We start from the raw sequence: 18683 nt of genomic DNA, 5'->3' as shown, positions 1-18683 counted from the left end.
GGTCACGCTCAAAATGTCTGGTTGTAGGGACCGACTTCCGGGCTGCGCCGCAATACGGCATCCAGCGCCTCGAACATTTCGCGCCGCCGTTCCGCCGAGACCGGGCTTTCCACCACCACCACCAGCTCGGGCTTGTTGGACGACGCCCGTATCAGCCCCCAGGTGCCATCCTCGGCCACGACGCGAACGCCGTTCACCGTCACCAGATCGACAATCGCCTGTCCGGCAAAGCGTTCTCCGGCGGCTTTCATCGCCTCGAAATCGGCCAGCACGCGCTCGACCACGCCATATTTCAATTCGTCGTCACAATGCGGCGACATGGTCGGCGTGCCATAGGTGACCGGCAATTCCCGATAGAGATCTGCCATCGACTTGCCCGGGTTGCGGTCGAGCATGCCGCACACGGCAATCGCCGTCACCAGCCCGTCATCATAGCCGCGCCCGATCGGCGGGTTGAAGAAGAAGTGGCCGGATTTCTCGAAGCCGGCGATGGCGCCAAGCTCGGCCACCCGGCGCTTGATGTAGGAATGGCCGGTCTTCCAGTAATCGGTTACAGCGCCGTTGGCCTGCAATTGCGGATCGGTCTTGAACAGGCCCGTCGATTTGACGTCCACGACGAATGACGAGCCGGGATATTGTTGCGAAATGTCACGCGCCAGCATGACGCCGACCTTGTCGGCGAAGATCTCGTTGCCTTCATTGTCGACCACGCCGCAGCGGTCGCCGTCGCCATCGAAGCCGAGGCCCACATCAGCGCCGGTCTCCAGCACCTTGTCGCGAATGGCATGCAGCATCTGCATGTCTTCCGGGTTCGGATTGTAGCGCGGGAAGCTGTGGTCCAGCTCGACGTCGAGGGGAATCACCTCGCAGCCGATTCGCTCCAGCGCCTGCGGGGCGAAGGCGCCCGCCGTGCCGTTGCCGCAGGCGGCCACCACCCTGAGCTTGCGTGAGATCCGTTTTCCCGCGACCAGATCATCGAGATAAGTCTCGCGAAAATCGGGCACGAATTCGTAGGAACCACCGCCGACGAGATCGAAGTCGCCTTCCAGAACGATTTTCTTCAATGCCGACATTTCGTCGGGCCCGAAGGTCAGCGGCCGCTGCGCGCCCATCTTCACGCCGGTCCAGCCGTTTTCGTTGTGCGAAGCGGTGACCATGGCGACCGAAGGCGTGTCGAGCGCGAACTGCGCGAAATAGGCCATGGGCGAAAGGGCAAGGCCAATGTCCTTCACCTTCGCGCCGGCGGCCATCAGGCCCGACACCAGCGCGAGCTTGATCGCAAGCGAATATTCGCGGAAGTCATGCCCTGTCACGATCTCGGGGCCGATGCCCATGCGGCGGATCAGCGTCGCCAGTCCCATGCCCAGCGCCTGCACGCCGATCAGATTGAGTTCCGGCTCCTTTTCAGCGCCCGGACGGCCGAACCACCAGCGCGCGTCATATTCGCGAAAGCCGGTCGGTTTAATCAGCGCCGAAGTCTCGAACCCGAACGTATTCGGCCTCGCCTGTTCTACGATCCTGAGCTTCAATTGAGCAGGCCCCCGCACCTTTTTAACACGCAACTCTGCCGCATTGCCTATCAGCAAAGCCTTTAAAGGGGGTTATTCTCGCACCATCCTGCCATGTTCACAAACAATCGTGACAAACAGGCAAATTGTCGTGTCATTGCCGCTTGCAGGAACAGATTCGCGGCGTTATAAGCCCGCCACTGGTCACGGAGTGTAGCGCAGCCTGGTAGCGCACGTCGTTCGGGACGACGGGGTCGCAGGTTCAAATCCTGCCACTCCGACCAGTTAAAACAATCAGTTAGTTTTCCCGATTTTTCTCCCCTCCCCTTAAGGCTCCGCCTGAAACAATCAGGAGAGGCCGGGTCATCGGTGCGGGGAAGCTGATTTCAGATATGCAATGAGGTTCCTGATATCCTCATCGCTCCATAGCCCCAGAAACCGCATGGAATTCCCCGGAATGGTTCTTCTCGGGCTGTAGAGGAATTCGGCCAGCAGTTCCTCGGTCCACACTCGTCCTTCCTGTCCGGCACTTTTCATTGCCTGCGAATAGGACCGGAAGTCCGGGACCGAGCCAATCTCGCGGCCAACAATCCCCATGAGGTGAGGCCCCATTCGATTGCCGTTTCTGGTTATGTTGTGGCAGGGGGCGCATTTGCGAAATATCTGTTCCCCGGCTGCAATATCTGCAGGGGCGGCGGAAGCCGTCGTCAAAGTGAGGAACAGCGCGGCCCGAACCAATCCCGCTGCACAAGACAAAACGCCGGCATCGCGCCAAAACATGTGTCGGACCGCCTCAGATTTTCGGCATGTCACGATCGCGATGCCGCGGGAATTCGGCAACATTCATAGAATACAGATTGCCTGCTATCCATCGATATTGACGGCTGACACCGGCAGGATCAATCTCCGTGAGGGTTCGCATAACCCTCCCATCCTCCGCTAAGGTGCCGAAACACATGTCTGAAGTCTCCCCTAAAGACGCCGGTCTTTTCATGCCCTTTTTGGGCCCGTTCTATCGAAACTTCGCGCAGCCATATGGATGGGCGGCGTTCAGAATTGTTATCGGCGGTCTGTTGATGATCGAGGGCTGGCCGAAGATCATTGCACCCTTTGCGCAAACCGGGTTTGTCGAAGGACTTGGCCTCTATCCCGGCTGGTTCTTCTCGCCGCTGCTGGCCATCATGCAGTTTGTGGGAGGGGCCATGATCGCCGTTGGCCTTTTTACACGCCCCATCGCTCTGGCCAATGCCGTGATGCTGGTGGTCACCATCTGGTTCCACATCACCCACCCTTACGGCGACGCTTTCCTTACTGCTGAAGGAATGGAATTTCTGAAGGATAATCTTCAGTATCTCACTGCTGATGGCCAAGCACGGCTGCTCTCCGACGGTGGTGCTGCATTCCTGCATCAGGTCCAGTCCAAAGCCGAATTCAACTCGACTTTCTGGTCGGCCGGGGCCGCGCTGATAGCAGCGTTTGGCGGAGGTCGGATTTCCGTTGATCGCCTGCTGATTGGACGGGAATTCTGAACGCACTGATCCGCCGGACAGTGAGGATCGCATGCGAAAGTAAAGGGATCGCCTGCACCCGTTGTTTCGACGGGTGCAGGCGACTCCCGCAAACCGGCAGGAAGCAGCGGCCTGATAACGCGATCCTGCTGAGACCAGAGCCTCCCGGTTTTAGCCAGCCATCTGCCCCAAAGTGCTGAGGGCAGTCAGTCAGCGCGAAAGGCGTCGCGCATTGGCCCGCACCTTCTTGCGGTAGCCTTTCACCACCTTGTCGGGCGAAGCGCCCCGCGCGATCTGGACGGAGGCCTGACCTGCCGCAGCGACCTTCTCGCTCACCATGCGGCGCGCCTCGCGCTCTCCCCGCTTGCCGCCCATGGCAAGCTTCATGGTCCGCAGCCAGATCACCTGCTGAGCCTCGATGCCCAGCATCGCCATGTTGAACCACAATCTGTGCATCGCAATCTCCTTTGCGGGCGCGACCCTCAACGCCAATGGCCGTAAGCGGTTCCACGAGGGCTGGGCCCGGCAATCCGCCTGTGTCTTGATTCTGGTCAATCCACGTTACAGAGAGCCTGCTATCAGTGGATGACCTGAGGACAGAGAGCAGATGTCTTTCGTATCATTCGTCATCGCCGCCATCATGGTGCTGATCACGCCCGGCCCGACAAACACGATCCTCGCGGCATCGGGGGCAGCGATGGGCTGGCGTCGCGCCATGGTGCTTCCTGTGGCGGAGGCGGCAGGCTATCTGGTCGCCGTCACGGCCTATCTGCTTCTTGTGCAAAGCTTCGCCGATGTCGCCGCCGCGATGCCGGTCATGAAGGGAATTGCTGCGGTCTGGCTGCTGTTTTCGGCATGGAAGCTCTGGAACCAACCAGTAAACGCCATCGCAACGGAAAGGTCCGCCGCCCTGCTCCGGGTTTTCATGACGACCCTTCTCAATCCGAAGGCGATGCTGGTGGGCGCCCTCCTCATCCCGGCCATGAGCCCGGAGTTGCGCTCGGGTGCGGTCGCATCGTTCCTTTGCCTGTCGCTGATCGCCGGAGCGGTCTGGACAGTCTGCGGCTCGTCGCTGCCCAAAGCTGTCAGGCCGCACGCCTACCGGCTTGCTGCTGTCGTCATCGGCCTGTTTTCGCTGATGGCGGCTTCCAGCGCCATTGCCGGCTGATCCCCGGCTCGTCGGCGCTCAAGGCGCTGCTGACACCACAACCTTATCGGCTGTCGGACTGGATCGTATCCAGATAGGCAAGCAGGGCCGTTACCTGATCCGAAGTGGCCTTGAATTCCGGCATATCGGGATGGCCGCTGTAAATGCCTTCCACAAAGGCTTCTTCGAGCGCATCCAGAGGATAGCGCTTCGACAGGTCACGCATGGGCGGCGCCTGCGGATGCTTGCTTTCATCCCCGGCGCCGATGGCATGACACGGCAAGCAATTCATCTCCGCGATCTGGCGGCCCCTTCTGACGAGGTCTTCGGCCTGCGCAGGGACGGTGAACGCTGTGGCTAACAGAACAATGGCTAGGCGTTTCATGAGTTCGCTTGTCTATGGAAATGGTTAACGGGCGGTTCAGAAGCGAACCGCCGAACCAGATTAAACAGGCTCCCTGTCAGGACTGGATAACCACCACGCGCGTGCCCGGCGTCACGCGTTCGTAAAGATCGATGACATCGTGATTGAGCATGCGGATGCAGCCGCTGGAAACCGCCTTGCCTATGGTGCTCGGCTGGTTGGTGCCGTGGATGCGGAACATGGTGTCGCGTCCGTCGCGGTAGAGATAGAGCGCCCGCGCGCCCAGTGGATTGTTGGGTCCGCCCGGCAAGCCGCCGGCATACCGGCGGTTGCGCGGATCGCGCCGCATCATGTTGGCCGTCGGCGTCCAGCTTGGCCATTCGGCCTTTCGGCCGATCGTCGCATTGCCGCGCAATGCAAGGCCCTGGCGACCGACGCCTATACCGTAGCGTATGGCACGGCCATTTCCGAGAACGTAATAGAGCCGGCGTTCCGGCGTGTTCACCACGATGGTGCCGGCAGCATAATCCCCGCCAAATGCCACTTCGGTGCGGCGCAGCTCCGGCTTCACTTCCGATGCAGGTATGGCCGGCAGCGGAAACCGCTCACCCGGAATGGCGCCATAATTTGCATATTGAGAGGTTGCGCAGCCTGCCATCAGCAATGGCAGCCCGATGATGAAGCCCCTGCGCGAAATCGACATGTGCCGCCCCTATTCAGTTTATGTTGCTGAATTGGTTAGGTCAGTATGGTTAACAATTTATTGTCGCGTCATGGCGGCATGCCGTAGCGATGCACGGTGACTGCCGGGGCAGCCAAGCCCGCCCACCCCGACAGCCGGCCCGGTGCGCTCCGGGCCACCGGCAGAGCCGGCAGGTTTGAACAAGCACATCTCATGCCATGAGATTTCGTGCCGAAGTGAAACGCAATCGCCCCTGTAACGGGACATTCGGCAGCCGCACCGCTTCAAAACGGGGCTGGCGCTTTCCCATCCTGAGCCATGGCGTTACTGGCCATGCGGCTTGCGCTGGGCACGATGCAGCATCCAGGTTGGCACCAGCGCAATCAGGAACACCAGCATGACGATAAGGAAACCGTCATGAAATGCCAGCGTGTTGGCCTGAATGGCGATCATCTGGCTCAGAAACTGGATGGCTGCGGGAAGCTGCTGATAGTCGGGCAAACCGCCTGCCTTGGCGATACCCGACACCGTGCCCAGCAGATCCATGGTCGCCGGATTGTGACTGGTCTGCGTCGCGGTCAGCCCGTCGGCATGGTAGACGGTGCGCCGCTCCAGGAACACGGCCAGCAGATTGACGCCGAAGGCGCCGCCAAGCTGGCGGATGAAGTTGATGGCGCCGGACCCCTGCGCCACCAGCTCGCGGGGCAGCACCTTGAGCGAGCCCGCCGTCAGCGACGGGAACAGCAGGCCAAGACCGATGCGCGAGATCACCACCCACCAGGCCAGCGTCCAGAATGCGGTATCGACGCTGACCGATGCGGTCAGCCATGACGACCACGCGAAGAGAATCATGCCGACAGCGATGAGATAGCCGGCAGGCACCTTGTCCGACATGCGTCCGGCGATCGGGAACACCACGACCAGCACGAAGCCGGACGGCATCAGCAAAAGGCCGGCCTGCGTCGGTGTCAGCCCCTGTATGGTCTGAACGAACAGCGGCACGAGATAGGTGGAGCCGAACAGGCCCGCCCCCATGATGAAGGCGACCAGAGATGCAGCAGAGAACGGCACGCTGGTGAACAGCCGCAGGTCGAGCATTGGTCTGGCTGTGGTCGTCTCCCACCAGATGAAGCCGGCGATTGCAACGGCGGCGACAGCAAACTGCAACAGAATGGGATCGGAAGACCAGCCAAGGCGCTGGGCATTGGTCAGCGCATTCAGGATCGAGGCGAGAAACAGGCACAGCAACACCATTCCGCCCCAGTCGAAACCGGGCCGCGGACCGGTCTGGGTCCGCACGGGAAGGAACAGATTGGACAAAACGATGCCGATCAGGGCGAAAGGAATACCAAGGTAGAAAACATAACGCCAGCTGAAGGCATCGATCAGGAGGCCGCCGATCCACGGTCCGAGCGCAGGCGCCAGAACCACGCCGATGCCGAATATGCCCATGGCCGCACCGCGCTGGTTCGGCGGAAACACCTGAAACAGCAGGATCATGGCCAGAGGCTGCACAACGCCGGCGGCGGCACCCTGAATGACGCGCGCGACAGTGAGAACCGTCTCGTTCGGCGCAATGCCGCCCAGCACCGAACCGGCCATGAAGATAGCCAGCGCCCCCACCATGGTTGCGCGCTGGCCAAAGGCCCGGTCGGCCCAGTCCGTCACCAGCATGGTCGCGGTCATCGCCGCCAGAAAGCCCGTCGACAGCCACTGCGCCTGCACCTGGCTGATGCCGAAGGCGCCCATCACGTCGGGAATGGCGACGTTGACAATCGTCGTGGACAAGACCACCGCGATCGTCGCGATCATCACGGTTCCCGTGGCGAACCAGCGATAGGATGGCCCGTAGCGGTCGAACAGGCCCTCAATTGACGACATCGACGCTCACTTCCACCATCATGCCGGGCCGCAGCAGGCCCTCCTGCTGATCGATCTCGATGCGGATCGGCAGGCGCTGCGTGATCTTGGTGAAGTTGCCGCTCGGGTTGGGGCTCGGCAGCAGGGCAAACTGGCTGGTTGCCGCCTCGCCGACGCGCGTGACCTTGCCGCTCACCTTGAGCTGCGGATAGGCATCAACGGTCACGGCAGCAGGCGCGCCGAGCTTCACCCTGCCGAAATCGGTTTCCTTCACATTGGCATCGATCCAGATGACGTTCGGATCGTGGTAGATGAGCAGGCGCGTGCCCGGCCCCACATATTCGCCCGCCTCGATGAAGGTGCTGTCGATGACACCGTCGAACTGGGCGCGGATTTCACGCCGTCCGAGATCGACTTCCTTCTGGCCGCGCTGGGCGACAAGGGCCGCCTTCTGGCTTTCCAGCACCGCGATCTGGCGGTCGAGCACCGCGATCTGGGCTTCCTCCGAGCGGGCGACGTCCAGATTGGCCCGCGCCGTCATGATTGCGGCAGCGGACGACTTTTCCTGCTCGGTCGCAGTGGAGAGCGTCGCCTGCGCCTCCTCCAGCGTCTGCTCGGACGTCACCTTGCTGCTGGCCAGCCTGTTGACGCGCTCGAAGCGGCTGCTGGCATTCGTGAGGCTCGCCTGGCTCGCCCGATGATTGGCTTCGGCTGCGGTGAGCTGGGCTTCACCGGCTGCCAGTTTCGCCGCAACCTGCGTGCGAACCATATCCTGCTGCGCCTGCAACTGCGCCTGCTGCGCGTTCACGCCTTCAATCTGGGCATCAAGCGCCGAAAGTTCGAGCCTTGCCGTCTCGCTGTCGATCGAGGCGAGAAGATCGCCCTTCTTCACCTGATCGCCCGCAATCACATCGATGGAGACGACACGGCCGCTCACCTCGCTGCCAACCGTCACCAGATTGGCCGCAATGCGCGAATCGTTGATGGCAACATGGCTCCAGCGGTGCGCCAGCCAGGGCCAGATCACCAGCCCGGCGACGACAAGCCCGACGACAAGTACAAGCAGTTTCGCTCTGCCGCCACGCATGCTGCGCCCACTGGCCCTCCGCTTCACGGCTTCCGAAGCGGCAGGCGCCGCCTCCGGCTTCAGCCTTTCGACCTGTTCATTTTCGTCCTTACGCAATTCCACAACCTTATCCACCGGTGCCCGACTCCAAACGATCCCCAATGATTTTCAAAAGCTCGCGCGCGCGCTCCAATTCCTCGGGCGCCACGCCTTCCAGCAACTCGTTACGCAAATCCGCAGCAATCCGGCCTATCTCGGAAAGAACCGGAGCAGATCCTTCGGCCAGTTCCACCAGCTTCACACGCCGGTCGGCCTTGCAGGCGCGACGCAGCACCAGTCCCTGACGTTCCAGATTGTCGAGAACCCGGACCAGTGTCGGACCCTCCACGCCGATAATGTCGGCAAGCTCGCGCTGCGATACCGGCGCCGAGCGCGATAGCTGCAGCAGAACCATCCACCTCGCCTGCGTCAGGTCGAGATGCCGAAGCCGCTCATCGATGCGCTTTCGCCACTGCCGGCTCACACGGGCCAGTTCGACGGCGAACAACTCGCCAGCGTCCATTTGAATGCATTCCTATTTAGTAGGTTGCTATCGATATAGAGGCAGTCCGTTGCTTTCGCAATGGTATCTGCAAAACCTCCCCCTACGACAATCCACCGCACCTGCTGGCCTAACCATCGGCACTTGCAGTTTGAAGCGATATATTTTTATGAATATAACAGTTGCAGTTTCGCGGCATGAATCGCACGCGGACCAATGGTTATATAATTGCTTTTTTGGGGGATCATAAGTTGCGATATATATGGATAGGCTCAGCGCTCACGGCGCTGGCCACGATAATGTCTGCTCAGAGCAGCCTGGCACAGACCGTTGAGAATGACGCTGCCGAGGTTCAGTCCAACGAGAAAGACAAGAAACCCCGTGTGCACCAGGCAGGGGATGAGGTCTTTGTTCTGGGGCGCATCAACGTGTCGGCCGGCAATGGTGAAGGCGGCAACAGCGGACAGACCATTTCGCAAAGCGTGGTGACACCGCAGGAAATCTACACGTCCAACCGCAACACTTTGGACGATGCCCTCAGCACGGTACCCGGCATCAGCGTTTCCACCACGGGTGGCCGCCGCAATGAGCGCCTTCTTTACGTGCGCGGCTTCGACCGTTTTCAGGTTCCGCTTTCGATTGACGGCATCCGCGTCTATCTGCCTGCGGATAACCGCCTCGACATGGGGCGCTTCCTGACGCCTGACCTTGCCGAGATACAGGTCCAGAAGGGTTATGTGTCCGTGCTCAATGGCCCGGGCGCGATGGGCGGCGCCATCAACATGGTGACCCGCAAGCCCACCCGCGAGTTCGAAGCGGAATTCCAGACTGGCATCGATGTCGGCAATACCGGCGATCTTGCTGCGGCAACCGCCTTCGCATCGGTGGGAACACGGCAGGAAAACTTCTATCTGCAGGCCAGCGCCGCGATCCGCGATTCCGACGGGTTCTTCCTGTCTCGCTCTTTCACCCCGACCCCTTACGAAAACGGTGGACGCCGTGATCTGAGCGACGTCGATGACTGGCGGCTGAATTTCAAGGCTGGCTATACGCCCAACGATACGGACGAATATGTCATCAGCTACACGCATCAGGAAGGCAGCCGCAACGCGCCTTATCACGTAACCAATCCCGATACGCGTCACTGGAAATGGCCGCACTGGGATGTGTCCAGCCTGTCCTTCTACTCGCACACGGAGATCGGCGAAGCGTCCTATCTGCGCACGAAGGCGTACTACAACACCTTCTACAACCTGTTGTCGTCTTATGACGACAATACCTTCTCCAGCCAGAACGCAGGCTATGCGTTCGACAGCGATTACAGTGACCGATCCTACGGGTTCTCGGTCGAAGGCGGAACGGAGCTCATTGAGCGTAACACGCTCAAGGCCGCCCTCCATTATCGTCGCGACATCCACCGTCCGCAGCAATTTGCCCGGCCGACGCATCCGACCTCAGCCTTCCTCGAACCACGGCTGGAACGGTCAGAGGACACGTGGTCGGCAGCGGTCGAAAATACGTTCCATGCCACCGACAAGCTCGATCTGGTTGCCGGCGTCAGCTACGACTGGAACAAGCTGCTGAAGGCGCAACGTTATTCAAACGGCATCGTGGAGTATCCGCTCGGCAGCAGCAATGCCACCAACTGGCAGCTTGCAGCCATCTACCGGCCCACGGACCTTCTGGAACTGAACGCCAGCGTTTCGTCGCGCACCCGTTTCCCGAACCTGTTCGAACGCTACAGCTCACGCTTCGGCACCGCGGAGCCGAATCCCGACCTGAAGTCGGAACGGGCAACGCACTATCAGCTTGGGGCCACAACGACGCTTTCGGAAACGGTCCGGGCAGGCGGCGCGATCTTCTACAGCGATCTCAGCGATGTGATCCAGTCGATCCAGATCGGCACGACCTCCACCGGCGGTCAGCTCACCCAGAACCAGAACATCGGCAACGGGCACTATTACGGCATCGAACTGAGCGGCGAATGGGATGTTCTTCCGGAGCTGACCATCGGCGGCAACTACACCTGGCTGAAGCGCAAGCTGGACGATCCCGTCCGTCCGGATCTGAGGCCGACCGATACGCCCGAACATACCGCTCATATCTATGCCCACTGGACGCCGTATGAGAATTTCACGGTGTCGCCTGACATCGAGCTGACGAGCTGGCGCTGGTCCGATTCCACCTACGGCGGCTATGTGAAGACATCCGGTTTCGCGCTTGCGAACCTCAACATGCAGTACGACTTCTCCGACAGCATGTCGGTCAATTTCGGCGTCCGGAACATCTTCGACAAGAACTACGAGCTGACCGAAGGCTTTCCGGAGCCGGGCCGGAGCTTCTATCTCAAGACCCGCCTCACTTTCTGAGGCATCCTCCCCAAAGCAAAGCCGCCGGCGAGAGCATCGCCGGCGGCTCTTTCAAATCTGAAGGGGCCTTCAAAGCGTATCGCGATCTTTCAGATTCGCTCTATGCGCTTCAAGTTCCGGTTTTTCACACATGTCGTTGTCCCGAAACCGGTTCCCACTTTCGGGCGACATGCTTTAACCGACCTCGAAATCGCCCGGCTGTGGCGGGGCGATGGGGGTGAAACCGGTCCGCTCCGGCTTCAGGTCGAGCAGTGGCGTGCCGTCGAGGCAATCGAGGCCGCGCACCAGAAGCGTGTTTGCCTCGCGTCCGGCCAGCGTCACGATCGAGGTGCCGATCGGATTGGGCCGCACCGGCGAGCGGATGGAGAAGGTTCCGCGAGACGTGCCATCGCTGGCGGGGCTTTGCAGCACCAGATCACGCCGCGACATGTGCAGCCAGTACAGCACTTCCAGTTCATCGAACTCTTCGATATTGGCCAGCGCCGCCACCCATGGCTCGAACACTTCGATGCGGCACACCGGGCCGTCGCGCCGGCCCTGGCGCGGCGTCATCATGCGCGAGGTCCAGGGCGTGTGAATGCGGCCGATGAAGATCAACCCTGCATCGCTCGCCGGCGGCATCTCCACGGCCCGCTCGCCCTCGCGGATTTCGTTTTCCCTCACCATCCCTTACTCCTGACGGAAGCGGCCGAGCGCGGGGGCGCATATGCTTCGCCCGGCACCCTGCATGAATTCCACGGCAACCTCCACGCCATAAAGGCCGTGCAGGCTCTCCGGCGTCACCGCCTCGCTGGGCGAGCCATCAGCGACCACACGCCCCTGCTTCATCAGTACCGCCCGGTCCGCACAGGCGAAGGCATGCCCGGGATCGTGCGTCGACAAAACGATGGAAAGACCGGACCCACGCAGTTCGTTGATGCAGTCGAGCACGCGCGCCTGATTGCCGAAGTCGAGGCTGGCGGTCGGTTCGTCCATGACGATCAGTTCCGCCTCCTGCACCAGCGCACGCGCAATCAGGGTCATCTGCCGCTCTCCGCCGCTGATCTCGTTGAAGGAGCGTTCGGCGAGATGCGAAAGACCAAGCCGGTCCAGCGCGGCAAAAGACAATTCCCGGTCATGGGCGGAGGGCGTGGCGAAAGTGCCGATGCGGCTCGCCCGCGCCATCATTACCACGTTGAGGACGGTGAACGGAAAATAGGACGAGCCCGCCTGCGGCACATAGGCGACATGACGGGCGAATTCCGCCCTCGTATAGGCCTGCACCGGCCTGCCCCGCATCTCCAGACGGCCACCCAGCGGCGGCAGAAGGCCAAGCAGGGTGCGAAACAGCGTGGTCTTGCCGCACCCGTTGGGTCCCATCAGGCACATCACCTCGCCTGAGTTGACGGAGATGTCGACCCCCTGCCCTATGGCCTTGCCACCATAGCCGAAGGCCAGATCCTGAGCGGACATCATCACTGCCATCCGCGCCTCCCGCTCACCAGCAGCCATAGGAAGAACGGCGCGCCGATCACCGCCGTCAGGATGCCGAGCGGCACCTCGATCCCGGCAATGGTCCTTGCCAGCGCATCCACGCCAACCATGTAGCCGCCGCCGAGCATGAGGGAGGCCGGCAGCAGGCGGCCGAAATCCGGTCCCACAAGGCTGCGGGCTATGTGGGGCATCACCAGCCCCACCCAGCCGATAATGCCGGAAACGGAAACCGCGGCCGCCGTCATCAGCGTGGCGGCCGACACCAGAACAAGGCGCAGGCGCCCGGTCTCAATGCCGAGTGCGCGCGCCTCCTCCTCGTCGAGCGTCATCAGGTTCATGCGCCAGCGTAGAAGCACCATCGGCACCAGCCCCAGCAGCATGGCCGGCAGGATGGACGCGGCATCGGCGCGGGTGATGCTGGCGAGGCTTCCCAGCAGCCAGAAGGTGATGGCGGGCAACTGGTTGTAGGGGTCGGCAAGTACCTTGAGAAGGGAAATGCACGCCCCGACCAGAGCGCCCACCGCCACGCCGGCGAGCACGAGCACGAGCACGGGATCGCGGCCGCGCACCATCGACCCGATCGCATAGACCAGCGCGACAGCCGCAAGGCCGCCGGCAAAGGCCATGCCCTGTATGGCCAGGACCGGCAGGGACAGGAAAATGCCGCCAACGGCGCCGAGGCTGGCACCGGCGGAAACGCCCAGAATGTCGGGCGACACCAAAGGATTGCGGAACAGGCCCTGATAGACGCAACCCGCTGTCGCAAGCGAGGCTCCCACAAGCAGCCCCGCCAGCACCCGCGGCAGACGCACATTCCAGACCACCGTCTCGATGGTGGCATCCAAACCACTCGGTGTTCCTGTCAGGCGCGACCAGACCACTCGCGCCATATCGGAAAGGGAAACGTCATATTTCCCGGCCGAAAGGGCCAGTATTACGACGACTGCCAGCAGCAAAGGCGGGAGCAGCACCGGGAAAAGAGAGCGCCCTGCCCGACTGCCGGCCTCTGGCAGCGCCCCGCTTTTGCTCATTTTATCGCGGAATCCGCCAGAAGCTGGTCAATCTGCTCTTGCGTGAGTTCGACCTGATAGAAGAGACGGTAGAATTCGCGCGTCCGCTCGCCCATGTCGAATTCCGCCTTGCCCGGATAGAGGATTTCCGTCAGCCACGTCACCGACATCAGCCGGTTGACGCCGGGCGGGGAGTCGAACCAGCCGAATGGCAACGTCGGCGCGCGGTAGACCCGGGCGTCCTTCACCGCCTTCAGGTTCGCCCATGTCGGGTCCGTCTTCACGGATTTCTGAAATTCCGGGCTGAGCGTCAAAATGACATCGGGGTTCCATCCGAGAACCTGCTCGATCGAAACGTTCGACAGCCCTCCCGATCCCGCGAGCGCTGCAACGTTGTGAGCGCCCACAACATCGAGAATTTCCATATTGATGGAGCCGGCGGAGCCGGTCTCAAGTCCGTCCGGCCCGCGCCCGTAATAGACCTTCGGTCGGTCTTCCGGAGCGATATCGGCAACCGTCTCCTTCTGCCATGCCATCGTGCGCTCGGCATAGGAAGCCAGTTCCTCACCGCGTGCTTCTACCCCCAGCAGGCCAGCCACCTCGCGCAGGGTTTCCGGCGTGCGCAGAAAGGCGCCGTCGATCAGCACATAGGGAATGCCGGTCTGCTCCTGCACCCTGTCGGCCAGTGAAGCGTAGGTCGGATCGATGGTGCCGACATCGATGATGATGTCCGGCTTCATCGACAGCACCATTTCGATATTGGCGGTGTTGCCGCGTCCGGTGAGCCGGCCGGTCTCCGGCAAGTCCCGATACGGCTCGGCGAGAAACTGCTTTTCCGCATCCGATGGCGAACGCACCCAGCCCACCATTTTTTCCGGCGACACCACATAAAGCAGCACGGAAGCAGGTGGCCCCGCTGCAAGCACGCGCTCTACCCTGTCGGGTATTTCGACAGACCTTCCCGCAGCGTCCGTGAAAAGCCGTGCCGCCTGCGCAAGAGCAGGCATGAGAACCAGTTGCAGAGCAGCAAAGGCGACAAGCAGCAGGCGAATTGGGAACATTGGGGGTTTCCGGAACCAGTGACGTTTCCATGGTTATATAAGCTGAAATATATCGATCAAGCACGAACCACACATCCCGAGGTTCGCAATCATTGCTTAATCTTTTCATCTTAAAGTTAAAATCTTGAAATCGAACACTCGTAAGTTGAATATCAATTTGGAGGGTGTCTTGATCTGCTATTTGCCGAAACGCCTCTGCGTATTCCTTCGGTGTAGACGGGCTGCAGCGGCCGTCGAATTCGCCATTCTCTCCCCGATTTTCCTCCTGCTTATATTGGGAATGATCGCTTACGGCATCTATTTCGGTGCCAGCCATTCAGTCCAGCAACTGGCCGCCGATGCCGCGCGCATCGCCATGAGCGGACTGTCCGCTTCCGAGCGCAGAGCGCTGGTAACGGACTTCATAAACCGCAACGGGTCGGGATATGCATTCGTCGACGCCACGAAGCTCACTGTCGACGCTCATGACAGCGCCGCCGATGGCAGCCAGTTCGTCGTAGCCGTTGCCTATGACGCATCCAATCTGCCGATATGGGGTCTTTTCGAGGGCGTAGCCATGCCGGGAAAGACGATCCGGCGGCAGTCCACGATCCGGATAGGAGGACTGTGATGCATGAACCTCCGGCTGCGGCCACGCAATCGTCCCGGAATTTTCTCAGGAACAGGACTGGCAACTTCGCGGTGATGACCGCGCTGATCATGCCCTTTGCCGTGGTTCTCACCGCCTTCGCGGTGGATCAGGGATCTCTCTACACCGAACGGCGCCATGCGCAGGCGATAACCGACATCGCCGCTATCGCCGCCACCGGCAACATAAGCAAGGCGGAAGCGATGGTTGCCGCCACCTTCAGCGACAATGGCCTTGGTCAGGTTCTGGTGCGCGGCGCGGGAAACACTACGAAACCCTTGCCGGGCCGGCCGGTCGCCAACGTCATTCGCGGCCGCTACACCCCCGACCCGTCCAAGCCGCGCGCAAGCCGTTTCGTACCGGGAAAGCAACCTTACAACGCAGTCCAGGTTTCAATGGAAAAGCTCGGCAACCTCTATTTCGGCAGCAGCGTGATGGCTCCGCCGGTCATCGGCACATCGGCCATAGCCAGCATGAAATCCGAGGCCGCCTTTTCCGTAGGCTCGCGCCTGCTCAAACTCGACGGCGGACTGGCCAATGCCCTGCTTGGCGCCCTGCTCGGCGGCAACATCAATCTGAACGTCATGGACTACAACGCACTGGCAGCGGCCGACGTCAGCGTCCTGTCATTTCTGGATGCTCTGGCCATTCGCACAAACGCCACCGCACTAACCTATTCCGATCTGCTTTCCACAACAGCCACCGTTGGCCAGATTGCTGCCGCCATGGCCGATGTTCCCGGCCTCGACAGTGTCAGCCGCATCGCCCTGCAAACTCTGGGCGCGCAATCGAGCGCCAGTCTGCTGGTGTCCCTGAACACGCTGATCGATCTTGGCTCCGTGGGTCAGCTCGGCATCGGCCAGCGCCCTGCCGGGCTGGACATAGCAGCCAACGTGCTTTCCATGCTGACTGCAAGTGCTGCGATCGCCAATGGGGACAATATGGTGGCCGCCAATCTTGGCGGCATGTTGCCCGGTCTTGGTGGCCTCACGCTGAAGATTGCAATCGGCGAGCCGCCACAGCGCTCGCCATGGCTGGCGGTGGGCGAAGAGGGAACGGTCGTGCGAACGGCCCAGACGCGCGTCAGCCTCGTCGCCTCCGTCAGCCCCTTGTCGAGCAATCTCGGCGGCGGCATTCATCTTCTCTCGATCAACCTGCCGCTGCATGTCGAGGTCGCCTATGCCGAGGCAAGGCTGAAGTCGATCGAATGCCCTACCGGCCGGCCGGAAAGCCTGCGGGTCACGATAGACACGACGCCGGGTATCGCCGAGCTCTATATCGCTGAAGCCTACGGTTCGGGGTTTGCCGACTTTACACGCCGCTTGCTGTTTCGCCCTGTCGCAATCGCCGATGTCAGCCTCAAACTGCTGCTGATCAAACTCGATCTGATCAAAATCAAGGGATACGCTCACGCCAGAATGGGCAATGGCGTGCCGGATCACCTTACTTTCACACGCTCGGACATCGATACAAAAGTCATCAAAACTGCAACGACGAGTGACTACACCTCGTCTCTGACATCAACGCTGATTGACGATCTGGAATTGTCGGTTGAGCCGCTGGGGTTGGGTATCGACCTGAAGGTGCTGCTTGGCACGGTGACCGCAGCCGTATCGCCAGCATTACGGGGCGTAACTCCAGCTCTGGATAAACTGCTCTACAATCTCCTCGGCATGCTCGGCATCAGCCTCGGTCAAGCCGATGTACGCGTCACCGGAGCGACGTGCGGACGCGCCCTTCTGGTGCAGTAGGGGGCCTCAAGTGATGACGCTCGGTCGCTCGCGGCCGGTATGGCGGCGGATGCCCGCGATCTCGTCCGCCGCTGCGATGAGATCGGCCAGCGCCGCCTGCGTATCTAGGCCGTGCCTGGCCGCATCGGGCTCATAGCGCTCGATATAGACGCGAAGCGTGGCACCGCTGGTTCCGGTTCCCGAAAGCCGGAACACTACCCGCGATCCGCCCTCGAACAGGATCCGGATGCCCTGCTGAACGCTCACCGAACCATCCACCGGGTCATGATAGGCAAAGTCGTCTGCCGTTTCGATTTTGAGCCCGCACACCTGCGTTCCGGGCAAGGAGGCCAGCTTTTCCCGCAGTTCCTCCATCAGCGCATTGGCAGCGGCGGCGTCCACTTCCTCATAGTCATGGCGCGAATAGTAGTTGCGACCGTATGTGGCCCAGTGCTTCGTCACGATTTCGCTGACGCTTTCGCGGCGGGCCGCGAGAATGGAAAGCCACAGGAGCACGGCCCAAAGTCCGTCCTTCTCGCGGACATGGCTGGAGCCTGTGCCGGCGCTCTCCTCACCGCAGATCGTCGCCATGCCGGCATCAAGCAAATTGCCGAAGAATTTCCAGCCTGTCGGCGTCTCGTAAAGACCGACGCCCAGTTTCTGCGCCACACGATCAGCCGCGCCGCTGGTCGGCATCGAGCGGGCAATGCCGGCGAGCCCGCCCGTATAGGCGGGCGCCACCGTTGCATTGGCGGCCAGCAGGGCAAGCGAATCGGAGGGGGTGACGAAAATGCCTTTGCCGATGATAAGGTTGCGGTCTCCGTCGCCGTCGGACGCAGCGCCGAAATCGGGCGCATCGGGTCCCATCATCTCATCGTAGAGGTGTTTGGCGTGAACCAGATTGGGATCGGGGTGATGCCCGCCGAAGTCCGGCAGGGGCCGAAAATTCCGGCATGTGCCGGGAGCGGCACCGAGACGGCGCTCGAAGATCTCCGTCGCGTAGGGCCCGGTCACGGCATGCATGGCATCGAAGCGCATGCGAAAGCCGGATTCGAACAGTTTCCGCAACGCCTCGAAATCGAACAGGCTCTCCATGAGGTCCGCATAGTCGCGCACCGGATCGACAATCTCGACCTCCATGCCGCCGGCTTCGACCGTGCCGATGATGTCGATGTCGATCTCGCCGATTTCCGCGATCCGATATTCACGGATTTCCTTCGACCGCGCATAGATCGCGTCGGTTATCTTCTCGGGCGCCGGGCCGCCGTTTCCAGCATTGTACTTGATGCCGAAATCTTGCCTTGGCCCGCCGGGATTGTGGCTGGCGGACAAGATGATGCCGCCGAAGGCCTTGTATTTTCTGATCAGATGGGAGGCGGCCGGCGTCGAAAGGATGCCGCCCTGCCCGACCATCACCTTGCCGAACCCGTTGGCTGCGGCCATGGCGATGACCTTCCCGATCACCTCGCGGTTGTAGTAGCGCCCGTCGCCACCGACCACCAGCAGCCTGCCCCCGAAGCCGGAAAGCGCATCGAAGATCGACTGGATGAAATTCTCGGCATAGTTCGGCTGCTGGAACACCGGCACCTTCTTGCGCAACCCGGATGTTCCGGGCTTCTGATCATCGAAAGGTGTGGTGGAAACGGTGCGTGTCATCTGGCGGCGTACCTTTCCGGGAAAAAGCGTCTGGTCGGGAACAACGCGCTGGCGCGCGCTTCGATCCCCGTTCCAGATAC

Annotated in this window: 18 protein-coding genes and 1 tRNA gene; 6 read left to right on the top strand and 13 right to left on the bottom strand. The window is 61.3% G+C overall.

Annotated features, from left to right (window positions below):
• Positions 1-8 precede the first annotated feature (8 nt).
• Positions 9-1529, bottom strand: coding sequence for a phosphomannomutase/phosphoglucomutase (locus HNR59_RS08145; protein WP_183828419.1), 1521 nt, complete (start codon positions 1527-1529; stop codon positions 9-11).
• A gap of 186 nt (positions 1530-1715) precedes the next feature.
• Between HNR59_RS08145 and HNR59_RS08140 the strand changes: the two genes are divergently transcribed.
• A tRNA-Pro gene (locus HNR59_RS08140) sits at positions 1716-1792 on the top strand.
• Between the two features lie 79 nt (positions 1793-1871).
• On the opposite strand, the gene HNR59_RS08135 is transcribed toward HNR59_RS08140, so the two are convergent.
• Positions 1872-2288: a c-type cytochrome gene (locus tag HNR59_RS08135; RefSeq protein WP_183828416.1), complete on the bottom strand. Its 417-nt coding sequence runs from the start codon at positions 2286-2288 to the stop codon at positions 1872-1874.
• Between the two features lie 176 nt (positions 2289-2464).
• Here HNR59_RS08135 and HNR59_RS08130 point away from each other — a divergent pair, with 176 nt between their 5' ends.
• Positions 2465-3037 carry a DoxX family protein gene (locus tag HNR59_RS08130; RefSeq protein WP_183828413.1) on the top strand — a complete coding sequence of 191 codons (573 nt, stop codon included), beginning with the start codon at positions 2465-2467 and terminating at the stop codon, positions 3035-3037.
• Positions 3038-3226: 189 nt separating this feature from the next.
• Here HNR59_RS08130 and HNR59_RS08125 read toward each other — a convergent pair whose 3' ends face one another.
• A complete protein-coding gene (locus HNR59_RS08125; RefSeq protein ID WP_183828410.1) occupies positions 3227-3472 on the bottom strand; it encodes a hypothetical protein in 246 nt (81 codons plus the stop codon).
• A gap of 151 nt (positions 3473-3623) precedes the next feature.
• Here HNR59_RS08125 and HNR59_RS08120 point away from each other — a divergent pair, with 151 nt between their 5' ends.
• Positions 3624-4184, top strand: coding sequence for a LysE family translocator (locus tag HNR59_RS08120; RefSeq protein ID WP_183828407.1), 561 nt, complete (start codon positions 3624-3626; stop codon positions 4182-4184).
• A 43-nt stretch (positions 4185-4227) separates the two neighbouring features.
• Here HNR59_RS08120 and HNR59_RS08115 read toward each other — a convergent pair whose 3' ends face one another.
• From HNR59_RS08115 to HNR59_RS08095, 5 genes are all read right to left on the bottom strand, one after another.
• Positions 4228-4548, bottom strand: coding sequence for a c-type cytochrome (locus HNR59_RS08115; RefSeq protein WP_183828403.1), 321 nt, complete (start codon positions 4546-4548; stop codon positions 4228-4230).
• A gap of 76 nt (positions 4549-4624) precedes the next feature.
• Positions 4625-5230, bottom strand: coding sequence for a L,D-transpeptidase (locus HNR59_RS08110; protein ID WP_183828400.1), 606 nt, complete (start codon positions 5228-5230; stop codon positions 4625-4627).
• Between the two features lie 303 nt (positions 5231-5533).
• Positions 5534-7090 (bottom strand): DHA2 family efflux MFS transporter permease subunit, encoded by a 1557-nt coding sequence (locus tag HNR59_RS08105; protein ID WP_183828397.1) that lies wholly within the window; start codon positions 7088-7090, stop codon positions 5534-5536.
• Positions 7077-8270 (bottom strand): HlyD family secretion protein, encoded by a 1194-nt coding sequence (locus HNR59_RS08100; RefSeq protein WP_183828394.1) that lies wholly within the window; start codon positions 8268-8270, stop codon positions 7077-7079. Before HNR59_RS08100 ends, HNR59_RS08105 begins: the two co-directional genes overlap by 14 nt.
• Positions 8263-8697, bottom strand: coding sequence for a MarR family transcriptional regulator (locus HNR59_RS08095; RefSeq protein ID WP_183828390.1), 435 nt, complete (start codon positions 8695-8697; stop codon positions 8263-8265). Before HNR59_RS08095 ends, HNR59_RS08100 begins: the two co-directional genes overlap by 8 nt.
• Before the next feature lie 278 nt (positions 8698-8975).
• Here HNR59_RS08095 and HNR59_RS08090 point away from each other — a divergent pair, with 278 nt between their 5' ends.
• Positions 8976-11045, top strand: a complete 2070-nt coding sequence (locus tag HNR59_RS08090) for a TonB-dependent receptor plug domain-containing protein (protein ID WP_246374536.1) — start codon at positions 8976-8978, stop codon at positions 11043-11045.
• A 174-nt stretch (positions 11046-11219) separates the two neighbouring features.
• Here the strand turns inward: HNR59_RS08090 and tsaA are convergent, their stop codons facing one another.
• Genes tsaA through HNR59_RS08070 form a run of 4 tightly spaced genes read right to left on the bottom strand, consistent with a single transcriptional unit; the run spans position 11220 to position 14589 of the window.
• Positions 11220-11711, bottom strand: coding sequence for a tRNA (N6-threonylcarbamoyladenosine(37)-N6)-methyltransferase TrmO (gene tsaA / locus HNR59_RS08085; RefSeq protein ID WP_183828384.1), 492 nt, complete (start codon positions 11709-11711; stop codon positions 11220-11222).
• A gap of 3 nt (positions 11712-11714) precedes the next feature.
• The gene (locus HNR59_RS08080; protein WP_183831447.1) at positions 11715-12503 is read right to left on the bottom strand and encodes an ATP-binding cassette domain-containing protein; all 789 of its coding nucleotides are present in this window, start codon (positions 12501-12503) and stop codon (positions 11715-11717) included.
• The gene (locus tag HNR59_RS08075; protein ID WP_183828381.1) at positions 12500-13549 is read right to left on the bottom strand and encodes a FecCD family ABC transporter permease; all 1050 of its coding nucleotides are present in this window, start codon (positions 13547-13549) and stop codon (positions 12500-12502) included. Before HNR59_RS08075 ends, HNR59_RS08080 begins: the two co-directional genes overlap by 4 nt.
• Positions 13546-14589 carry an iron ABC transporter substrate-binding protein gene (locus HNR59_RS08070; protein ID WP_183828378.1) on the bottom strand — a complete coding sequence of 348 codons (1044 nt, stop codon included), beginning with the start codon at positions 14587-14589 and terminating at the stop codon, positions 13546-13548. Before HNR59_RS08070 ends, HNR59_RS08075 begins: the two co-directional genes overlap by 4 nt.
• 169 nt (positions 14590-14758) lie before the next feature.
• On the opposite strand from HNR59_RS08070, the gene HNR59_RS08065 reads away from it, so the two are divergent.
• Both HNR59_RS08065 and HNR59_RS08060 read left to right on the top strand, forming a co-directional pair.
• The gene (locus HNR59_RS08065; protein ID WP_425488660.1) at positions 14759-15199 is read left to right on the top strand and encodes a TadE/TadG family type IV pilus assembly protein; all 441 of its coding nucleotides are present in this window, start codon (positions 14759-14761) and stop codon (positions 15197-15199) included.
• Positions 15199-16968, top strand: a complete 1770-nt coding sequence (locus tag HNR59_RS08060) for a TadG family pilus assembly protein (RefSeq protein WP_183828375.1) — start codon at positions 15199-15201, stop codon at positions 16966-16968. The genes HNR59_RS08065 and HNR59_RS08060 overlap by 1 nt, the downstream gene beginning before the upstream one ends.
• 6 nt (positions 16969-16974) lie before the next feature.
• Here HNR59_RS08060 and HNR59_RS08055 read toward each other — a convergent pair whose 3' ends face one another.
• Positions 16975-18603, bottom strand: coding sequence for an alpha-D-glucose phosphate-specific phosphoglucomutase (locus HNR59_RS08055; RefSeq protein ID WP_183828372.1), 1629 nt, complete (start codon positions 18601-18603; stop codon positions 16975-16977).
• Positions 18604-18683 lie beyond the last annotated feature (80 nt).

This window comes from Aquamicrobium lusatiense (genome assembly GCF_014201615.1).
Classification (GTDB): domain Bacteria; phylum Pseudomonadota; class Alphaproteobacteria; order Rhizobiales; family Rhizobiaceae; genus Mesorhizobium; species Mesorhizobium lusatiense.
This window is presented reverse-complemented; position numbering and strand designations above follow the sequence as displayed.